General features: G+C 67.6%; 16 protein-coding genes. 10 read left to right on the top strand and 6 right to left on the bottom strand.

Features of this window, described 5'->3' with window-relative positions:
• From ACFQ4E_RS18360 to ACFQ4E_RS18330, 7 genes are all read left to right on the top strand, one after another.
• A partial coding sequence (locus ACFQ4E_RS18360) for a DNA-processing protein DprA (protein WP_386805984.1) occupies window positions 1-641 on the top strand: 641 nt, incomplete at its 5' end.
• A 276-nt stretch (window positions 642-917) separates the two neighbouring features.
• Window positions 918-3,500, top strand: a complete 2,583-nt coding sequence (topA, locus tag ACFQ4E_RS18355) for a type I DNA topoisomerase (RefSeq protein ID WP_386805983.1) — start codon at window positions 918-920, stop codon at window positions 3,498-3,500.
• A 78-nt stretch (window positions 3,501-3,578) separates the two neighbouring features.
• Window positions 3,579-4,067 carry a CAP domain-containing protein gene (locus tag ACFQ4E_RS18350; RefSeq protein WP_386805982.1) on the top strand — a complete coding sequence of 163 codons (489 nt, stop codon included), beginning with the start codon at window positions 3,579-3,581 and terminating at the stop codon, window positions 4,065-4,067.
• 106 nt (window positions 4,068-4,173) lie between these two features.
• Window positions 4,174-4,686 (top strand): CAP domain-containing protein, encoded by a 513-nt coding sequence (locus ACFQ4E_RS18345; protein WP_386805981.1) that lies wholly within the window; start codon window positions 4,174-4,176, stop codon window positions 4,684-4,686.
• Between the two features lie 89 nt (window positions 4,687-4,775).
• The gene (locus tag ACFQ4E_RS18340) at window positions 4,776-5,474 is read left to right on the top strand and encodes a CoA transferase subunit A (protein WP_386805980.1); all 699 of its coding nucleotides are present in this window, start codon (window positions 4,776-4,778) and stop codon (window positions 5,472-5,474) included.
• Window positions 5,475-5,505: 31 nt separating this feature from the next.
• On the top strand, window positions 5,506-6,549 hold the full coding sequence (locus ACFQ4E_RS18335) for a PAS domain-containing protein (RefSeq protein ID WP_386805979.1): 1,044 nt from the start codon (window positions 5,506-5,508) through the stop codon (window positions 6,547-6,549).
• Window positions 6,550-6,552: 3 nt separating this feature from the next.
• Window positions 6,553-7,179 carry a 3-oxoacid CoA-transferase subunit B gene (locus ACFQ4E_RS18330; RefSeq protein ID WP_386805978.1) on the top strand — a complete coding sequence of 209 codons (627 nt, stop codon included), beginning with the start codon at window positions 6,553-6,555 and terminating at the stop codon, window positions 7,177-7,179.
• Between the two features lie 207 nt (window positions 7,180-7,386).
• Here the strand turns inward: ACFQ4E_RS18330 and ACFQ4E_RS18325 are convergent, their stop codons facing one another.
• The 3 genes from ACFQ4E_RS18325 to ACFQ4E_RS18315 all read right to left on the bottom strand — a co-directional run bounded on the left by ACFQ4E_RS18325 (window position 7,387) and on the right by ACFQ4E_RS18315 (window position 9,686).
• Window positions 7,387-7,917: an adenine phosphoribosyltransferase gene (locus ACFQ4E_RS18325; protein WP_386805977.1), complete on the bottom strand. Its 531-nt coding sequence runs from the start codon at window positions 7,915-7,917 to the stop codon at window positions 7,387-7,389.
• A 25-nt stretch (window positions 7,918-7,942) separates the two neighbouring features.
• A complete protein-coding gene (locus tag ACFQ4E_RS18320; RefSeq protein WP_386805976.1) occupies window positions 7,943-8,815 on the bottom strand; it encodes an S-methyl-5'-thioadenosine phosphorylase in 873 nt (290 codons plus the stop codon).
• Window positions 8,816-8,945: 130 nt separating this feature from the next.
• Entirely contained in the window at window positions 8,946-9,686 is a 741-nt protein-coding gene (locus ACFQ4E_RS18315) for a sulfite exporter TauE/SafE family protein (RefSeq protein WP_386805975.1), read from the bottom strand.
• A gap of 163 nt (window positions 9,687-9,849) precedes the next feature.
• Here ACFQ4E_RS18315 and ACFQ4E_RS18310 point away from each other — a divergent pair, with 163 nt between their 5' ends.
• Window positions 9,850-11,475: a SulP family inorganic anion transporter gene (locus ACFQ4E_RS18310; RefSeq protein WP_386805974.1), complete on the top strand. Its 1,626-nt coding sequence runs from the start codon at window positions 9,850-9,852 to the stop codon at window positions 11,473-11,475.
• Window positions 11,476-11,521: 46 nt separating this feature from the next.
• On the opposite strand, the gene ACFQ4E_RS18305 is transcribed toward ACFQ4E_RS18310, so the two are convergent.
• The 3 genes from ACFQ4E_RS18305 to ACFQ4E_RS18295 all read right to left on the bottom strand — a co-directional run bounded on the left by ACFQ4E_RS18305 (window position 11,522) and on the right by ACFQ4E_RS18295 (window position 13,569).
• Window positions 11,522-12,163, bottom strand: coding sequence for a CatB-related O-acetyltransferase (locus ACFQ4E_RS18305; protein ID WP_386805973.1), 642 nt, complete (start codon window positions 12,161-12,163; stop codon window positions 11,522-11,524).
• Window positions 12,164-12,361: 198 nt separating this feature from the next.
• Window positions 12,362-12,964, bottom strand: a complete 603-nt coding sequence (locus ACFQ4E_RS18300; RefSeq protein ID WP_386805972.1) for a pyridoxamine 5'-phosphate oxidase family protein — start codon at window positions 12,962-12,964, stop codon at window positions 12,362-12,364.
• Window positions 12,964-13,569, bottom strand: coding sequence for a flavin reductase family protein (locus ACFQ4E_RS18295; RefSeq protein WP_386805971.1), 606 nt, complete (start codon window positions 13,567-13,569; stop codon window positions 12,964-12,966). Before ACFQ4E_RS18295 ends, ACFQ4E_RS18300 begins: the two co-directional genes overlap by 1 nt.
• A 128-nt stretch (window positions 13,570-13,697) precedes the next feature.
• Between ACFQ4E_RS18295 and ACFQ4E_RS18290 the strand changes: the two genes are divergently transcribed.
• Both ACFQ4E_RS18290 and ACFQ4E_RS18285 read left to right on the top strand, forming a co-directional pair.
• Window positions 13,698-14,180 carry a GNAT family N-acetyltransferase gene (locus ACFQ4E_RS18290; RefSeq protein WP_386805970.1) on the top strand — a complete coding sequence of 161 codons (483 nt, stop codon included), beginning with the start codon at window positions 13,698-13,700 and terminating at the stop codon, window positions 14,178-14,180.
• Window positions 14,181-14,233: 53 nt separating this feature from the next.
• The gene (locus tag ACFQ4E_RS18285) at window positions 14,234-14,992 is read left to right on the top strand and encodes an EcsC family protein (protein ID WP_386805969.1); all 759 of its coding nucleotides are present in this window, start codon (window positions 14,234-14,236) and stop codon (window positions 14,990-14,992) included.
• The last annotated feature ends 227 nt before the right edge of the window (window positions 14,993-15,219 follow it).

Genomic DNA, 15,219 nt, shown 5'->3' with positions numbered 1-15,219 from the left:
GGACCATCGCGGTGCAGGCGGGCGGCGTCGATGTGCTTTACCCGCGCGAGACCGCCGCGCTGGCCGCGGACATGCCCGCGGCGGGCGGGCTGCGCCTGAGCGAGCAGCCGATGGGGCTTGCGCCCCAGGCCCGCCACTTCCCGCTGCGCAATCGCCTGATCTCGGGCCTCGCGCAGGCGGTCGTGGTGATCGAGGCGGCGGGGCGCTCGGGTTCGCTGATCACGGCGGATGCCGCGCTCGAACAAGGGTGCGAAGTGCTGGCCGTGCCGGGGCACCCGTTCGACGCACGGGCGGGCGGTTGCAACCGGCTGATCCGCGACGGCGCGCGGCTTGTCCGTGGCGCCGAAGACGTGCTTGAGGCGCTGGGTGCTATGCCCGTGCAACGCTCCTTGCCGCTGGAGCCACCGGCACAACCCGCGCGCGTACAGTCTCAAAGATCGGTCGATGCTGCGAAGGACCTGCGCCGGGTCGCCGCGCTCCATCGCGAGATCCTCGACCGGCTCGGACCATCGCCCATCGCCGAGGACCAGCTGATCCGCGATCTGGGACGGGGCGCGTCCGAGGTGACCTCCGTTCTGACCGAGCTCGAGATCGACGGCGCGGTCTGCCGCCAGCCCGGAGGGCTGCTGAGCCGCGCATGACACCGGGTGCGGGACGCCGTGTCGGGACAGATGTGCAGACCAGCGCCGCGCGTCGGCCTGGGTAGCGCTGCCGTGACCTGCGGACGCGTGCCGGATGCGGCGTCCGTTGGGCTCGAAGAATTTAAGAAAATTAGATAATTTTCTTAAACTACCGCCACGGGATCAGCCTGCGGGCGAAATGAAACCGCAACCGGACCGCCGGTCGCATTGACAATCTCGGCGCACTCCCCACATGGTCCGCGGCCATATTCCAAAGCACTCCCGAGGTTTCCCAAGATGCCCGTCGTTGTCGTCGAATCGCCCGCCAAGGCCAAGACAATCAACAAGTATCTGGGATCGAACTACACGGTTCTGGCCTCTTACGGCCATGTCCGCGACCTGCCGCCCAAGGACGGTTCGGTCGATCCCGAGCATGATTTCGACATGACCTGGGAGGTCGGCACCGACAGCCGCAAGCACGTCAAGGCGATCGCCGACGCGCTGAAGGACGACAACGCCCTGATCCTCGCGACCGACCCCGACCGTGAGGGCGAGGCGATCTCGTGGCACCTCAAGGAGGCGCTGACCAAGCGCAAATCCATCAAGAAGGACACCGATGTCCGCCGGGTGACCTTCAACGCCATCACAAAGCAGGCGGTGACCGAGGCGATGGCCAACCCCCGCGACATCGACGCGCCGCTTGTCGAGGCTTATCTTGCCCGCCGTGCGCTCGACTACCTCGTGGGCTTCAACCTCAGCCCGGTGCTCTGGCGGAAGCTCCCCGGCGCGCGCAGTGCCGGGCGCGTGCAATCGGTCTGCCTGCGCCTGATCGTCGAGCGCGAGATGGAGATCGAGGCGTTCCGCGCGCGGGAATACTGGTCGGTCAAGGCGCTCCTCTCGACGCCCCGCGGCCAGGAATTCGAGGCCCGGCTGACCACGCTCGCGGGCAAGAAGCTCGACCGGTACGACATCGAGAACGCCACCCAAGCCGAGATGGCGGTGCAGGCGATCCAGAGCCGCGATCTCAAGGTCGCCTCGGTCGAGGCCAAGCCCGCCTCGCGCAACCCCGCCGCGCCCTTCATGACCTCCACCCTCCAGCAGGAGGCGAGCCGCAAGTTCGGCATGGGCGCCAAGCAGTGCATGTCCGCCGCCCAGCGGCTCTACGAGGCGGGCCACATCACCTATATGCGGACCGACGGCATCGACATGGCGCCCGAGGCGGTGAGCGCCGCGCGTGACGCGATCAAGGACCGCTTCGGCCCCGAATACGTGCCGTCCTCGCCGCGCATCTACAAGAACAAGGCCAAGAACGCGCAGGAAGCGCATGAGTGCATCCGCCCGACCGACATGACCAAGGACGCGGACGCGTTGAGCCTTCGCGATGCCGACCAGAAAAAGCTCTACGACCTGATCTGGAAGCGCACGCTCGCCTGCCAGATGGAAGGCGCGCGTCTCGAGCGCACCGCCGTCGATATCTCGAGCCAGGACGGCCAGGTCGTACTGCGCGCCACGGGGCAGGTGGTGCTTTTCGACGGCTTCCTCCGCGTCTACGAGGAAGGCCGCGACGATGTGGTGGACGAGGACGACAAGCGCCTTCCGCAGATCATGGAAGGCGAGGCCGCGCAGAAAAAGGGCGTGACGCCCGAGCAGCATTTCACCCAGCCGCCGCCGCGCTACACCGAGGCGACGCTGGTCAAGAAGATGGAAGAGCTGGGGATCGGGCGTCCTTCGACCTATGCCAGCGTGATCACGACGATCCAGGACCGCGAATATGTCCGCAAGGACAAGAACCGCCTCTTCCCCGAGGACAAGGGCCGGATCGTCACGATCTTCCTGCTGAACTTCTTCAAGCGCTACGTGGAATACGATTTCACCGCCGCGCTCGAGGAAGAGCTCGACGACGTCTCGGCGGGCGAGGCCGATTACAAGGAGCTCCTGTCGAAGTTCTGGCGCGATTTCTCGGCGGCCATCGCCGAGACATCCGAGCTTCGGATCGCCGAGGTGCTCGACGTGCTCGACGACGCGCTGGCGCCGCAGCTTTATCCGCCGCGCGAAGACGGCACCGATCCGCGCACTTGCCCGCTCTGCGGCGAAGGCTCGCTGCACCTCAAGACCTCTCGATCCGGCGGGTTCGTCGGCTGCTCGCGCTATCCCGAATGCCGCTACACACGGCCCATCGGCGGCGATGCCGCGGAGCAGGGCGACCGGGTTCTGGGCGAGGACGCGGGCGACGAGATCAGCCTCCGCTCGGGCCGGTTCGGGCCGTATGTCCAGCGCGGCGAGGCGACCGAGGAGAACAAGAAGCCGCCCCGCGCGAGCCTGCCCAAGGGCTGGTCGACCGATGACATGGATCTCGACCGTGCGCTGATGCTCCTGAGCCTGCCGCGCGAGATCGGGCCGCATCCCGAGGATGGCGAGATGATCGAGGCCGGGATCGGGCGCTACGGCCCCTTCGTGAAGCATGGCCGCCTCTATGCCAATCTCAAGGAGGTGGACGAGGTCTGGGAGGTCGGGATCAACCGCGCGGTGGACCTTCTGGCCGAGAAGGCCGCCAAGCGCGGCGGCGGGCGCGGGGCGGCGCAGAAGCCGCTGCGCGAGCTGGGCGAGCACCCCGATGGCGGCGCGGTCAACGTGATGGACGGGCGCTACGGGCCTTACGTCAAATGGGAAAAGGTGAACGCGACCCTGCCCAAGGAGATGACGCCCGAGGAGATCACTCTCGAACAGGCGTTGGAACTCGTGGCCGAGAAGGCCGCCAAGAAGGGCGGCAAGAAGAAGGCCGCGGCCAAGAAGCCCGCCGCGAAGAAGACCGCCGCCAAGAAACCGGCCGCCAAGACCAGCACGGCAAAGAAGACAACCTCGGCGAAAAAATCCTCCTGAGCGTGTGTCGCGGGATTGTGCACTGCCCCTCCGGAGGGCAGCGTGCGGCCCGGAACGATCGCAGGGAGAGGAGGCGTCATGCCCGCACGGTTCTGTTTGGCTGCCTCATTGGCCGTGACATTGTCGGGATGCCTGGTGGTGCCCGTGCCGATCCCGGTCAGCGTGTCGACCGCCGGCTCGGCCGAACCCGTCACCATCACCGCCGATGACAGGGGCTCGGCATTGAACCGGTTCCGCGAGGCGCAGGGGCTCTCGGTTCTCGGGCGGGACGCCAAGCTTGATCGGGCCGCGGCGGATCTGGCGCGGGACATGGCGCAAAGCGGCGTCTTCGGACATGGCGGCAGCGCCGGCGCGACGATGGCGATCCGCGCGAAGCGCCATGGCTACGGTTTCTGCCGCCTGGCCGAAAACATCGCCAAGATCGGCGGCGGCGAGACCGGGGCGATCCAGGGATGGATCGGCTCGCCCGGGCACCGCTCCAACATGGTCCGTCGCGACATCACCGAATACGGCTACGCGAGCGCGGACGATTACCACGTGCTGATGCTGGGCCGCGACGGCTGCTGAACCTCTCGGATCGGCGGCCCCCTGCCGGTCGCGGAGCGCGGGCTGGCCCGAGCGCCCGGGACGCGCCATGTAATGGCGTCGGTCAGCCAGCGCCCCGGAGCCCCCCATGCGAACAGCGGTTCTTCTCTTAGGTCTCCTGATGACGGCGGCCTGCGCCCCTGTCGGCTCCCCGATCGTGGTGCCCGAGCCGACGGTCGGCGGCCAGACCGGTGTCGCGATCGCAGGGGACGCGAAGTTCCGCGATCCCGACGCCGGACGCACCCGCGCGGGCAGCGTCAACGCCTATCGCGCCGAGCGCGGACGCCCGCCGCTCCGCCGGAGCGCGGTGCTCGACCGGATCGCCGCGGGGCACGCCACCGACATGGCGCGCAACAGGTTCTTCAACCACACCGGCAGCGATGGCAGCAGGGTGGGGGACCGTGCCCGGAGGCAGGGCTACGCATTCTGCCAGATCAGCGAGAACCTCGCTCTGGCCGAGGGTGGCGAGGCCGCCGCGGTCCGGCTCTGGAGCACGTCCGCGGGCCATCGCCGCACGATGCTGCGCCGCGACGTGGACGAGTATGGGCTCGCACAGCGGGGCGCCTATCTCGTGCTCGTGACCGGGCGCGACGGATGTTAGCGCGAAAGCCGAGCGATCCTTGGAGCTTGCGTTGACTCTCCACATGCGCGTGGGCACAACAGCGCCAGCCAACCGCAAGGGAGAATTCGATGCAGAAGATTTACGGCTCCGCCGCCGAGGCTCTCGACGGCCTGCTGTTCGACGGGATGACGATTGCGGCGGGCGGGTTCGGCCTCTGCGGTATCCCTGAGCTGCTGATCGCGGCGATCCGCGATGCCGGCACCAAGGACCTGACCGTGGCCTCGAACAATGCCGGCGTGGACGATTTCGGCCTCGGCATCCTGCTGCAGACCAAGCAGGTCAAGAAAATGATGTCGAGCTATGTCGGCGAGAACAAGGAGTTCATGCGCCAGTATCTCGGTGGCGAGCTCGAGCTCGAGTTCAACCCGCAGGGCACGCTGGCCGAGCGCATGCGCGCAGGCGGGGCGGGCATCCCCGGCTTCTACACCAAGACCGGCGTCGGCACCCAGATCGCCGAGGGCAAGGAAGTGAAAGAGTTCGACGGCGAGGACTATATCCTCGAGCGCGGCATCTTCGCGGACCTGTCCATCGTGAAGGCCTGGAAGGCTGACGAGACCGGCAACCTGATTTTCCGCAAGACCGCCCGCAACTTCAATCCGCCCGCGGCGATGTGCGGCAAGGTCTGCGTCGTCGAGGTCGAGGAGATCGTCAAGGCGGGCGAGCTCGACGCCGACAACATCCACCTGCCGGGTGTCTATGTGCACCGCCTGATCCAGGGCGAGCACGAGAAGCGGATCGAGCAGCGCACCACGCGGCCCGCCGCGTAAACCGAAAGGCAAGGGAAAACCGGGGAGCAGGATGTCCGCCGCACGCTCACTCAGCGCCGTTCTGGATGACCGGGCCGCATTGGCCGGGTTCTCGAGGCTGTCGTTGTCGATGGTTCTGACGAACCCGCAGGCGCCGGACAACCCGATCGTCTACGTGAACGATGCGTTCGAGCGGACGACGGGCTATTCGCGGTCGTCGGTGGTGGGGCGCAACTGCCGCTTCCTGCAGGGCGAGCGCACCCGCAAGGAGGATGTCGACAAGATCCGGACCGCCGTCGAAGGCGGCCGGGACGTGACGGTCGATATCCTCAACTACCGCTCCTCGGGCGAGCCCTTCAACAACCGGCTGATCATCGCGCCGATCCTCGGCGAGGACGGGTCGCCGCTCTACTTCCTCGGCCTGCAGAAAGAGATCCGCGACGGCGAGGAAAACGAGCTGGTCGACCAGCAGTTGAACGCCCTCCGCGCTCGTGTGCGCGACGACCTGAGCCTCGTGCTCGCAACGATCTCCGAGCCCTCGCGGCACCAGAGCGTCGACGATCCGATGCACGAGGTCGAGGCGCTGCCGCGCAGGCTCGATTGCCTGCAGCTCGCCTACGAGGAAATGAAGCTCACCGACAACCAGGTGGCGCGTCACGGCATCGACCTCGGATCGCTCATTTCCCGCGTCGCGGCCAATGTGGCGAACAACGCGAGCCGTCCGGGGCTGCGCTTCAGCCTGATCGTCGACCCCTATGTCGTCGATCTCGACATCGCCGTGCGCGTGGCGCTGATCCTCAGCGAGACCCTGTCGAACGCCTTCGAGCACGCTTTCGACGGTCTCGACGAGGGCTGCGTGGAGCTGCGCGCGATGGCCCTGGCCGCGGGCGGCCTGAGGCTGCTCATCAGCGATGACGGCGTCGGCATTCCCGCCAAGATCGACTGGCCGAACCCGGCAACCATGGGGGGGCGCCTGATCGGCGCGCTTCTCGACGGGCTCGATGCAACCATCAATGTGGCGCGCGGCGCGGCCGGGACGATCGTGATGATCGACATCCCCGCCGGGCTCGACGCGTCGAAATCGAAAGGAGACTGAGCCATGGGCTGGAGCCGCGAAGAGATGGCCGCGAGAGCGGCGCAGGAGCTCGAGGATGGCACCTATGTCAATCTGGGCATCGGCATTCCGACACTGGTGCCGAACTACATCCCCGAGGGCGTGAACGTCACGCTGCAGTCGGAGAACGGCATGCTCGGCATGGGCCCGTTCCCGGTCGAGGGCACCGAGGATCCGGACCTGATCAATGCCGGCAAGCAGACCATCACCGAGCTGCCGCACACCGCCTATTTCGACAGCGCCATGAGCTTCGGGATGATCCGCGGCGGCAAGATCGCGATGGCGATCCTGGGCGCGATGGAAGTGGCCGAGAACGGCGATCTCGCGAACTGGATGATCCCCGGCAAGCTCGTCAAAGGCATGGGCGGCGCGATGGACCTCGTCGCGGGCGTCGGCCGCGTGGTGGTGGTCATGGACCACACCAACAAGCACGGCGAGTCGAAGCTCCTGAAGGAATGCACGCTGCCCCTGACCGGCACCGGGGTCGTCGACCGGATCATCACCGATCTCGGCGTCTTCGACGTGACCGAGGACGGCCTCCAGATCGTCGAGCTGGCCCCCGGCGTCACCCGCGAGGACGCCGTCGCGGCGACCGAAGCGCGGATCGCCTGATCCGAGAATTATAATCGCACCGTCCGAGCGATCGTTTTCGATCCTCGGGCGGTGCGGCAAGATCGCACGTGTCTACCGACAAGTGATTGGTCATTTCGGCACGGTCCCGTGGACCGTGCGGTATGAAAAGTTTTCATCCGTTACAGCTATTTATCCGCAGCCCGTCTACGCGCGGCGCCCGTCTCAAATCCCGAGACCATGCGCCGATCATTCCCCCTCGAAGCTGCAGAGCGCATGAACGCTCATCCCGAGCTCCTCCAGCCGCGCCCGCCCGCCGAGATCTGGCAGGTCGATGATGAAGGCGCAGCCGATGATCTCGCCGCCCAGCCGTTCGATCAGCCGGATCCCCGCTGCCGCGGTCCCGCCCGTGGCCAGAAGATCGTCGACCAGAAGCACCTTTTCGCCGGGCTCGATCGCGTCTTCGTGGATCTCCACGACCGCCTGCCCGTATTCGAGCTGGTATTCCTCCTCCAGCGTCGCGAAGGGCAGCTTGCCCTTCTTGCGGATCGGCACGAACCCCGCCGAGAGCTGGTGCGCCACCGCGCCGCCCAGGATGAAGCCCCGCGCATCGAGCGCGACGACCTTGTCGAAGCGCAGCCCGGCATAGGGATGCAGCAGCTGGTCCACCGCCATGCGGAAACCGCGGGCATTGCCGAAGAGCGTGGTCACGTCGCGGAACATGACGCCCTTTTCGGGGAAATCGGGAATGGTGCGGATATAGTCGCGGACGGTCTTCATCTGGGGCTCCTTGCGCTCAGGCAGATCAGAGCACGCGGCCCGCGACCGCGTCCAGCTTTTCGACGAGGGCCGCGTCGCGCATCGTTGGCGCAGTCATGATCGCGTGCTCGAGCGCCCGGTCGCAGCCCGCGGGGCAGGGTGTCTCGCGCGCCCCGAGCGCACCCGGCAGCGCCTTGACCAGCGCTTTGGCCGCCGAGGCGTTGGCCGTCAGCACCCGGATTACCTCGGCCACGTCCACCGCGCCGTGAGCCTCGTGCCAGCAGTCGTAATCGGTGACCATGGCGATGGGCGCGTAGCAAAGCTCGGCCTCCCGCGCGAGCCGCGCCTCGGGCATGTTGGTCATCCCGATCACGTCCGCGCCCCAATGCCCGCGATACATCTCGCTTTCCGCCAGCGTAGAGAATTGCGGCCCCTCCATCGCCAAATAAGTGCCGCGCGCATGGAGCGTGACGCCCGCAGCCTCCGCCGCCCGGGTCACCGCGCCGCGCAGCCGGTCGCAGGTCGGATGCGCCAGAGAAACATGCGCCACGCAGCCCGAGGCGAAGAAGCTCTTCGGGCGCGCCACGGTGCGGTCGATGAACTGGTCGACCAGCACGAAATCCCCCGGCGCCATCTCTTCGCGGAACGATCCGCAGGCCGAGACCGACACAAGGTCCGTCACCCCAAGCCGCTTCAGCGCATCTATATTGGCGCGGTAGGGCACGTCCGAAGGACTATGCACATGCCCGCGCCCGTGCCGGGGTAGAAAGACCACGCGCATCCCGCCGAGCCGACCGGTCAGAAGCGCGTCCGATGGCGGCCCCCAGGGCGTGTCCACCACCTGCCATTCCGCATCCTCGAGCCCGTCGATCTCGTAGACGCCCGAGCCGCCGATGATGCCGATGATGGTGTCGCCCATGATGCCCCTCCACTCGATTTGCCCCGAGACTGCCGCCCCGCGCGCCGGATGGGAAGTCTCGCGCGGCCCCATGGGCTTCTTCTTTTTCCAAATACGCAGCAGGACGCCGCCACGATGCGCAAGGCCCGGCTCAGCCGAGCCACATCGCCACGCCCTTCCAAAGAAGCACCGCCGACAGCACCCCGAGCATCGTCTCGATCAGAAGCCGGTAGCCGCGTTCCGGCAGGATGCCGGTCAGCCAACGACCGAGGAATGTGCCCGCGATCCCGACGCAGGCCAGCAGCGCGACCTGGACCCAGTCGAGCCCGTCGAGCTGGCCGATCGCCCAATAGCCCGGCACCTTCATGAGATTGCCGATGGCGAAGGCGATGGCGATGGTTCCTGCGAACTCGAGCTTCGGAAGCTTCTGCGGCAGGAGGAACGCCTGAACCGGTGGCGCGCCGGAATGGGTGATGAAGCTGGCGATCCCGGTGATCACGCCCCAGAAGACCCCCGGACCGGTGCGGGCAGGCCGGGCTTCGGATGTCTCGCGGCCGAAGATCCGCCGGGCGATGTACCAGGCGCCGATCAGCCCGGTGAAGATCAGGAGCGCGCTTTCCGGCGTGTAAGGCGTGATCAGCGTCGCGATCAGCGTGCCCGCCGCCATCGAGGGGATCAGGATGGCGAGGTTCCGTCCCGACCAGGTCTTGCGATAGAGCCAGACCCCGATCCAGTCGGTGACGATAAAGACCGGCAGAAGCGTCGCCGCCGCGGTGACGGGGTTCATGAACAGTGCCAAAAGCGGCACCGCGATCGCCGCCGCCGAGGACAATCCGCCCTTCGACAGCCCCACGATCAGCGCGGCGAGGGCGAGGAGCAGGGTCTGGTCCATGAGGTGTCTTTCCGGGCAATGCGCCTCGCGATCTAGCGCCGACCGGGGCCGCGCACAGACCGCGCGGCATGCGCCTCTTTCATGGCGGCTTTCGGTCGCACCGGGTGGCCCTTGAGCGGCCCCTGGGGTAGGGGCGGGGTTTGATATCCGACGGAGACCCGAGATGACCCGAACCCAGATGGCCCGGAAAGCCAGCCGGGGGCTCAGCGACCTGCGCCTCCTGCCGCAGGGCGGGATGACCCCGGCCACCCTCAAGACCGAGCTCTTGTCCGGCCTGACCGTGGCGCTGGCGCTTGTCCCCGAGGCGGTGGCCTTTGCCTTCGTCGCGGGTGTGCATCCGCTGGTGGGTCTCTACGCGGCCTTCCTCGTCGGTCTCATCACCGCGCTGATCGGCGGTCGGCCGGGGATGATCTCGGGCGCCACCGGCGCGCTGGCGGTGGTCATGGTCGCACTCGTCGCCGAGCACGGCGTCGAATATCTCTTTGCGACCGTGGTGTTGATGGGCGTTCTTCAGATCGCCGCGGGGCTCTTGCGCTGGGGCAAATTCATCCGGCTGGTGCCCCATCCGGTGATGCTCGGCTTCGTCAACGGGCTCGCCATCGTGATCTTCCTTGCGCAGCTCTCGCAGTTCCAGGTGCCGGGCTCGGCCGAGTTGACGGGCCATGGCGCATCCGGAGGCCGGTGGCTCCCGGCCGAGACGATGATCCCGATGCTCGCGCTCGTCGCGCTGACCATGGCGGTGATCTGGCTCCTGCCCAAGGTCACCAACATCATTCCCGCACCGCTCGCGGGCATCGGGGTGACCGCCGCGCTGGTGATCGGCTTCGGGATCGAGGTGCCGCGGGTCGGCGATCTGGCCTCGATCCAGGGCGGGCTGCCGAGCTTCCACATCCCGATGGTGCCGCTGACGCTCGAGACCTTCGAGATCATCCTGCCCTATGCGGTCATCCTTGCCGCCATCGGCCTGATCGAAAGCCTGCTGACGCTGAACCTCGTCGGCGACATGACCGGCCAGCGCGGCGGCGCGAGCCAGGAATGCATCGCGCAGGGCCTCGCCAACACCGTCACCGGGTTCTTCGGCGGCATGGGCGGCTGCGCGATGATCGGCCAGTCGATGATCAACGTGAAATCCGGCGGCCGCACCCGGATCGCCGGGATCGCCGCGGCGCTCTTTCTCCTGGCCTTCATCCTCGTGGCCGCGCCCGCGATCGAGCTGATCCCGCTCGCGGCGCTCGTCGGCGTGATGTTCATGGTGGTGATCGGCACCTTCGCGTGGAATTCACTCAGGATCCTCGCGCGCGTGCCGCTGACCGATGCCTTCGTGATCGTTCTCGTGACCGTCGTGACCGTGCTCGAGGACCTCGCGGTCGCGGTGGTCGTCGGCGTGATCGTCTCGGCGCTGGCCTATGCGTGGAACAACGCGCGACGCATCCGCGCCCGCACGCACACCACGCCCGAGGGCGCCAAGATCTACGAGATCGAAGGACCGCTCTTCTTCGGCTCCGCCGAAGGCTTCGTGGAGCTTTTCGACCCCGAGGGCGATCCGGCGCTGGTCGTCGTCGATTTCGACCAGAGCCGGGTGGTGGACCAGTCGGCGCTTCAGGCCATCGAGGCGCTTGCCGGGAAATACGAGGCGCAGGGCAAGACCGTCCAGCTGCGCCATCTGAGCCGCGACTGCCACCGTCTTCTGAAAAAGGCAGGCAATCTCGTCGTCGATGCCGATGACGACCCCGATTACGCGCTGGCCGTGGATTACGGCGTGCGCACCGGGATCATCGGCGGGCATTGAGGCGGTCTCGCCCCGGCGCCCTCAGGAGGGTGCCGGGGCGAGACCGTCAGAGCCGCGCGAGTGCCGCCACATCTGCCGCTTCCAGCGCCGGACGGGCGGCTTCGATCCGCGCGGGCTCCCAATCCCACCAGGCAAGGGCGTTGAGCGTCTCGATCTCGTCCGGGGAAAAGCGCATCCGCACCATATGCGCCGGGTTGCCGGTGACGACTGCGTAATCGGGCACCTCGCCGCGCACGACGGCACCCGCGCCGACGACCACGCCATTGCCGATCTTCGCTCCGGGCAGGACCAGCGCGTTGTAGCCCAGCCAGACGTCGTGGCCGACCACGGTGTCGCGGCTGTCCGGGGCATAGCCTTGCATGCGATCTGGATCGAACACGGCGAAGGGGTAGGTGGAGATCCCGCGCGTCGCATGGTTCGCCGCGGCGCCGATGAAGCGCACGCCATGGGCGATCTGGCAGAACTTGCCGATCACCAGCTCCTCCTCCGCGAAATCGAAGAGATAGGGCGCAAGGCGCGCGACCCAGCCGTCCTCGGGCGGCGGATCGAAATCGGAGGCATAGGTGAAATCGCCGACGCGCAATCTGGGATGATCCGCGACGCGCGCGAGATGCACGGTGCCGAGATGCGGGGTTCCGTCGGGCAGGATGATGGGATGGACGCGCGAGGCGTCGGGGAGGCCGGGCATGGGAAACTCCTTTGGAAAGTCAGGTCAGGTCTGTCTTTTCAAAGGTGCTGGTCCATGGCTCCCTCCATCGGTGAGGCCCCGTCTTTAGCATGACCGTCCCCGCAAGCGAACGCCCGGCGCCGAAACGGCGGACATGCACAGATGTTTCGCAGCGAAACATCTGTACAGTTTCCGGTCGCGGACGCGCCCGGAGCGGCTCTACCAGAGGGTCTCGCGGGCGTGGCTCGGATAGTCGCGGTCGTAGCGCTCCGCGTCGAAGCCGTCCTTCGCCTCACGCAAGAAATCGCCGGCGCTCGGCAGATCGCCGGACCGGTCGCCCGAGGTCCAGAGGGCCGAGCGCATCACCGCCTTGGCGCATTGGAAATAGACCTCGCCGACCGTAAAGACGATCACGGTCGCGGGGCGTTTGCCGTCGCGCTCGAACGAGGCGCAGACCGCCGCGTCCGCCGTGACCACCGCCCGGCCGTTCACCCGCACCACGTTCTGGCTGCCGGGCACAAGAAACATCAGGCTGGCGCGACCGTCGCGCAGGATGTTTCGCAGCGAATCGAGCCGGTTGTTTCCGCGCCAATCGGGCAGGGCGAGGGTGCGCGCATCCTCGATCCGGGCGACGGGGCCATCCTCGCCGCGCGGGCTGGCATCGGTGCCTTCAGGTCCCACCGTCGACAGGATCGCGAAGCGCGAGGCTCCGATCCAGTCGCGGTAGAGCGGCGTCAGATGGTCCGCGACCTTGTCGAGCGACGCAGGGTTCGCGGGCGGGTAGAGCGCCTCGAGCGCGGCGACATCCGTGACCGGCGTCATCAGTCGCCCGGGCGCTTGAGCGAGAATTTCTCGCGGATGACCGAGTAATCGCGGTAGCCCATGCGGGTCAGCGGGTTGAAGGTCAGCACGTCGAACACCCCATCCACAAGGCAGTCGTCGCGCATATGCACGCCCGTCACCGTGCCGATCGTCAGGAAATTGCTCTCGCCCTCGAGCTTGATGATCTGGGTCATGCGGCATTCGAGCGAGGCGGGCGCGGCCACCACGCGCGAACAGGCGATGGTCTCGCACTCGGCGCGCTCGAGCCCGGTCAGCTCGAACTCGTCGGTTTCCTTGGGCCAGGGGCCCGAGCTCTGGTTCATCATGTCGCGCAGCTCGTAGGACACGATATTGGCGCAGAAAACGCCCGTTTCGCGGATATTGGCGAGACTGTCCTTGGTGTCGCCCCGATCCTCCTTTGCGGAGGTCGACGAGAAGATCACCTGCGGCGGGGTGTAGGCGACCGCGTTGAAGAAGGAATAGGGCGCGAGGTTTTCGGAGCCATCGGCCCCGCGCGTCGAGATCCAGCCGATCGGGCGCGGGGTCACGATGGCGTTGAACGGGTTGTGCGGCAGGCCGTGGCCGTCTTCGGGGCGGTAGAACATCGCTCTCTCCTGTCAGGCGGGCATTTGCCCGGGCCGGGCGCGCGTGCTAGGCGCAGGGTCCGGCGCATAGGTAACCGAATGCGCCAGAGGTTCAAACACTTGCCCGCGATGGAGCGCCACGACCGCCCGTGTTCACCCTGAGCCGCGAAACTGACGAGGATTGGTGGGAGGTCGAGGCACTCTACGATCTCTGCTTTGCGCCGGGCCGCACGGCTTTGTCCTCCTACCGCCTGCGCGACGACGTGCCGCCGGTGCCGGAACTTTGCCTCGTGGCGCGCGACGAGGCCCGGCGACTGGGCGGCGCGATCCGCTACTGGCCAGTGCGCGTGGGCGCGGCGGAGGTGCTGCTTCTTGGGCCGGTCGCGGTGCATCCGACCGCCCAGGGCGAGGGTCTCGGCGCGGCCTTGATCCAGGGCTCGCTCGAACGCGCGCGCGGGCGCTGGTCGCGGGTTCTGCTGGTGGGAGACGCGCCCTATTACGCGCGCTTCGGCTTCGAACGCTCGGGCGAGATCGAGATGCCGCCGCCCACGAATCCCGAGCGCGTGCTCACGCTGGCGCTCGAACCGGGCGCCTGGGACGGGATCGCGGGGCTCGTCGAAAAGGCCCGTTGAACCGCGCGCGCCCGCGCCCCATGTTAAGGCTGTCAACATTGGGAGGGTAGGGCGTGACGGGAACCGATCTCGTGGCCGCGGACATTCGCACTGACATCGCCGAGCTGGCCCGGCGCCACCGCGCCGCGAGCGGCGTCGGCATCCAGATCCTGAACATCGTCGGCGGGCAGGCCGAGAACCTGCTCGAACGGCTGCCGGACCGCGTGAAGGACCGGCTGGAAGAGGCCACGACGCGCGCGCTCGAAGTCGCGCTCCGGGCCGCGGCGCAGTCGCGGAGCGTGGTCCCGGACCAGAAGGGCTGGCTCAACACCGCGCTCACCACGGCGATGGGGGCGGCGGGCGGCGCGGGCGGTTTGCCGACGGCGCTGGCAGAGCTTCCGGTCACGACAACGGTGCTTCTGCGCGCGATCCAGGGGATTGCCGCCGAGCATGGCTTCGACCCCGACGACCCGGAGGTGCAGAAGGAATGCCTCGCGGTCTTCGGCTCGGCCGGGCCGCTGGCCAGCGATGACGGCGCGGACATGGCCTTTCTGACCGCGCGGGTGACGCTGACGGGCGCGACCGTGCATGGTCTTCTGGCCCGGATCGCCCCGCGTCTCGCGACGGTGATGGGCCAGAAGCTGGCCACCCAGACCATCCCGGTGATCGGTGCGGCGGCGGGCGCGGCGACGAACTACGCCTATACGAGCTATTACCAAGAGATGGCGCGGGTGCATTTCGGCCTGAAACGGCTCGAAGCGCGGAGCGGTCTGCCGCGCGAGACACTGGTCGAGGAATTGCGCCGCGCGGTCACGGCGCGGCCGTCCCGTTAACCGTCGATTAAGGTTAAGCCGATATCACCGAGGCAGGTTCGGGGCTGAATGCCAGGACCCGCCCCGTCGGCCAGCCCCGCGTCTTGAGCAGGACCGCGCGGCCCGGGCAGATTGGGGATCGGCCGGTCTCTGGCCAGATCGACCACCGCGCAGAACGCGCGGAGCGGCGCTCGGCCCCTGCAGAAGGCAGGTTTCGTGCCGACGCCTGGAACGGCGGCACCCGGGCG

This window comes from Litorisediminicola beolgyonensis (assembly GCF_042679605.1).
Classification (GTDB): domain Bacteria; phylum Pseudomonadota; class Alphaproteobacteria; order Rhodobacterales; family Rhodobacteraceae; genus Litorisediminicola; species Litorisediminicola beolgyonensis.
Note: the sequence above shows the minus strand (reverse complement) of the source record. Positions and strands in the feature narration are given on the sequence as shown.

What these genes read in the sequence shown, in the direction of transcription:
- ACFQ4E_RS18350 (WP_386805982.1), top strand. Translation starts at nt 3,579, where the DNA reads ATGCCCGCACGGTTCTGTTTGGCTGCCTCATTGGCCGTGACATTGTCG.
- ACFQ4E_RS18325 (WP_386805977.1), bottom strand. Translation starts at nt 7,917, where the DNA reads ATGAAGACCGTCCGCGACTATATCCGCACCATTCCCGATTTCCCCGAA.
- ACFQ4E_RS18315 (WP_386805975.1), bottom strand. Translation starts at nt 9,686, where the DNA reads ATGGACCAGACCCTGCTCCTCGCCCTCGCCGCGCTGATCGTGGGGCTG.
- ACFQ4E_RS18320 (WP_386805976.1), bottom strand. Translation starts at nt 8,815, where the DNA reads ATGGGCGACACCATCATCGGCATCATCGGCGGCTCGGGCGTCTACGAG.
- topA (WP_386805983.1), top strand. Translation starts at nt 918, where the DNA reads ATGCCCGTCGTTGTCGTCGAATCGCCCGCCAAGGCCAAGACAATCAAC.
- ACFQ4E_RS18300 (WP_386805972.1), bottom strand. Translation starts at nt 12,964, where the DNA reads ATGACGCCGGTCACGGATGTCGCCGCGCTCGAGGCGCTCTACCCGCCC.
- ACFQ4E_RS18345 (WP_386805981.1), top strand. Translation starts at nt 4,174, where the DNA reads ATGCGAACAGCGGTTCTTCTCTTAGGTCTCCTGATGACGGCGGCCTGC.
- ACFQ4E_RS18335 (WP_386805979.1), top strand. Translation starts at nt 5,506, where the DNA reads ATGTCCGCCGCACGCTCACTCAGCGCCGTTCTGGATGACCGGGCCGCA.
- ACFQ4E_RS18310 (WP_386805974.1), top strand. Translation starts at nt 9,850, where the DNA reads ATGACCCGAACCCAGATGGCCCGGAAAGCCAGCCGGGGGCTCAGCGAC.
- ACFQ4E_RS18330 (WP_386805978.1), top strand. Translation starts at nt 6,553, where the DNA reads ATGGGCTGGAGCCGCGAAGAGATGGCCGCGAGAGCGGCGCAGGAGCTC.
- ACFQ4E_RS18295 (WP_386805971.1), bottom strand. Translation starts at nt 13,569, where the DNA reads ATGTTCTACCGCCCCGAAGACGGCCACGGCCTGCCGCACAACCCGTTC.
- ACFQ4E_RS18340 (WP_386805980.1), top strand. Translation starts at nt 4,776, where the DNA reads ATGCAGAAGATTTACGGCTCCGCCGCCGAGGCTCTCGACGGCCTGCTG.
- ACFQ4E_RS18305 (WP_386805973.1), bottom strand. Translation starts at nt 12,163, where the DNA reads ATGCCCGGCCTCCCCGACGCCTCGCGCGTCCATCCCATCATCCTGCCC.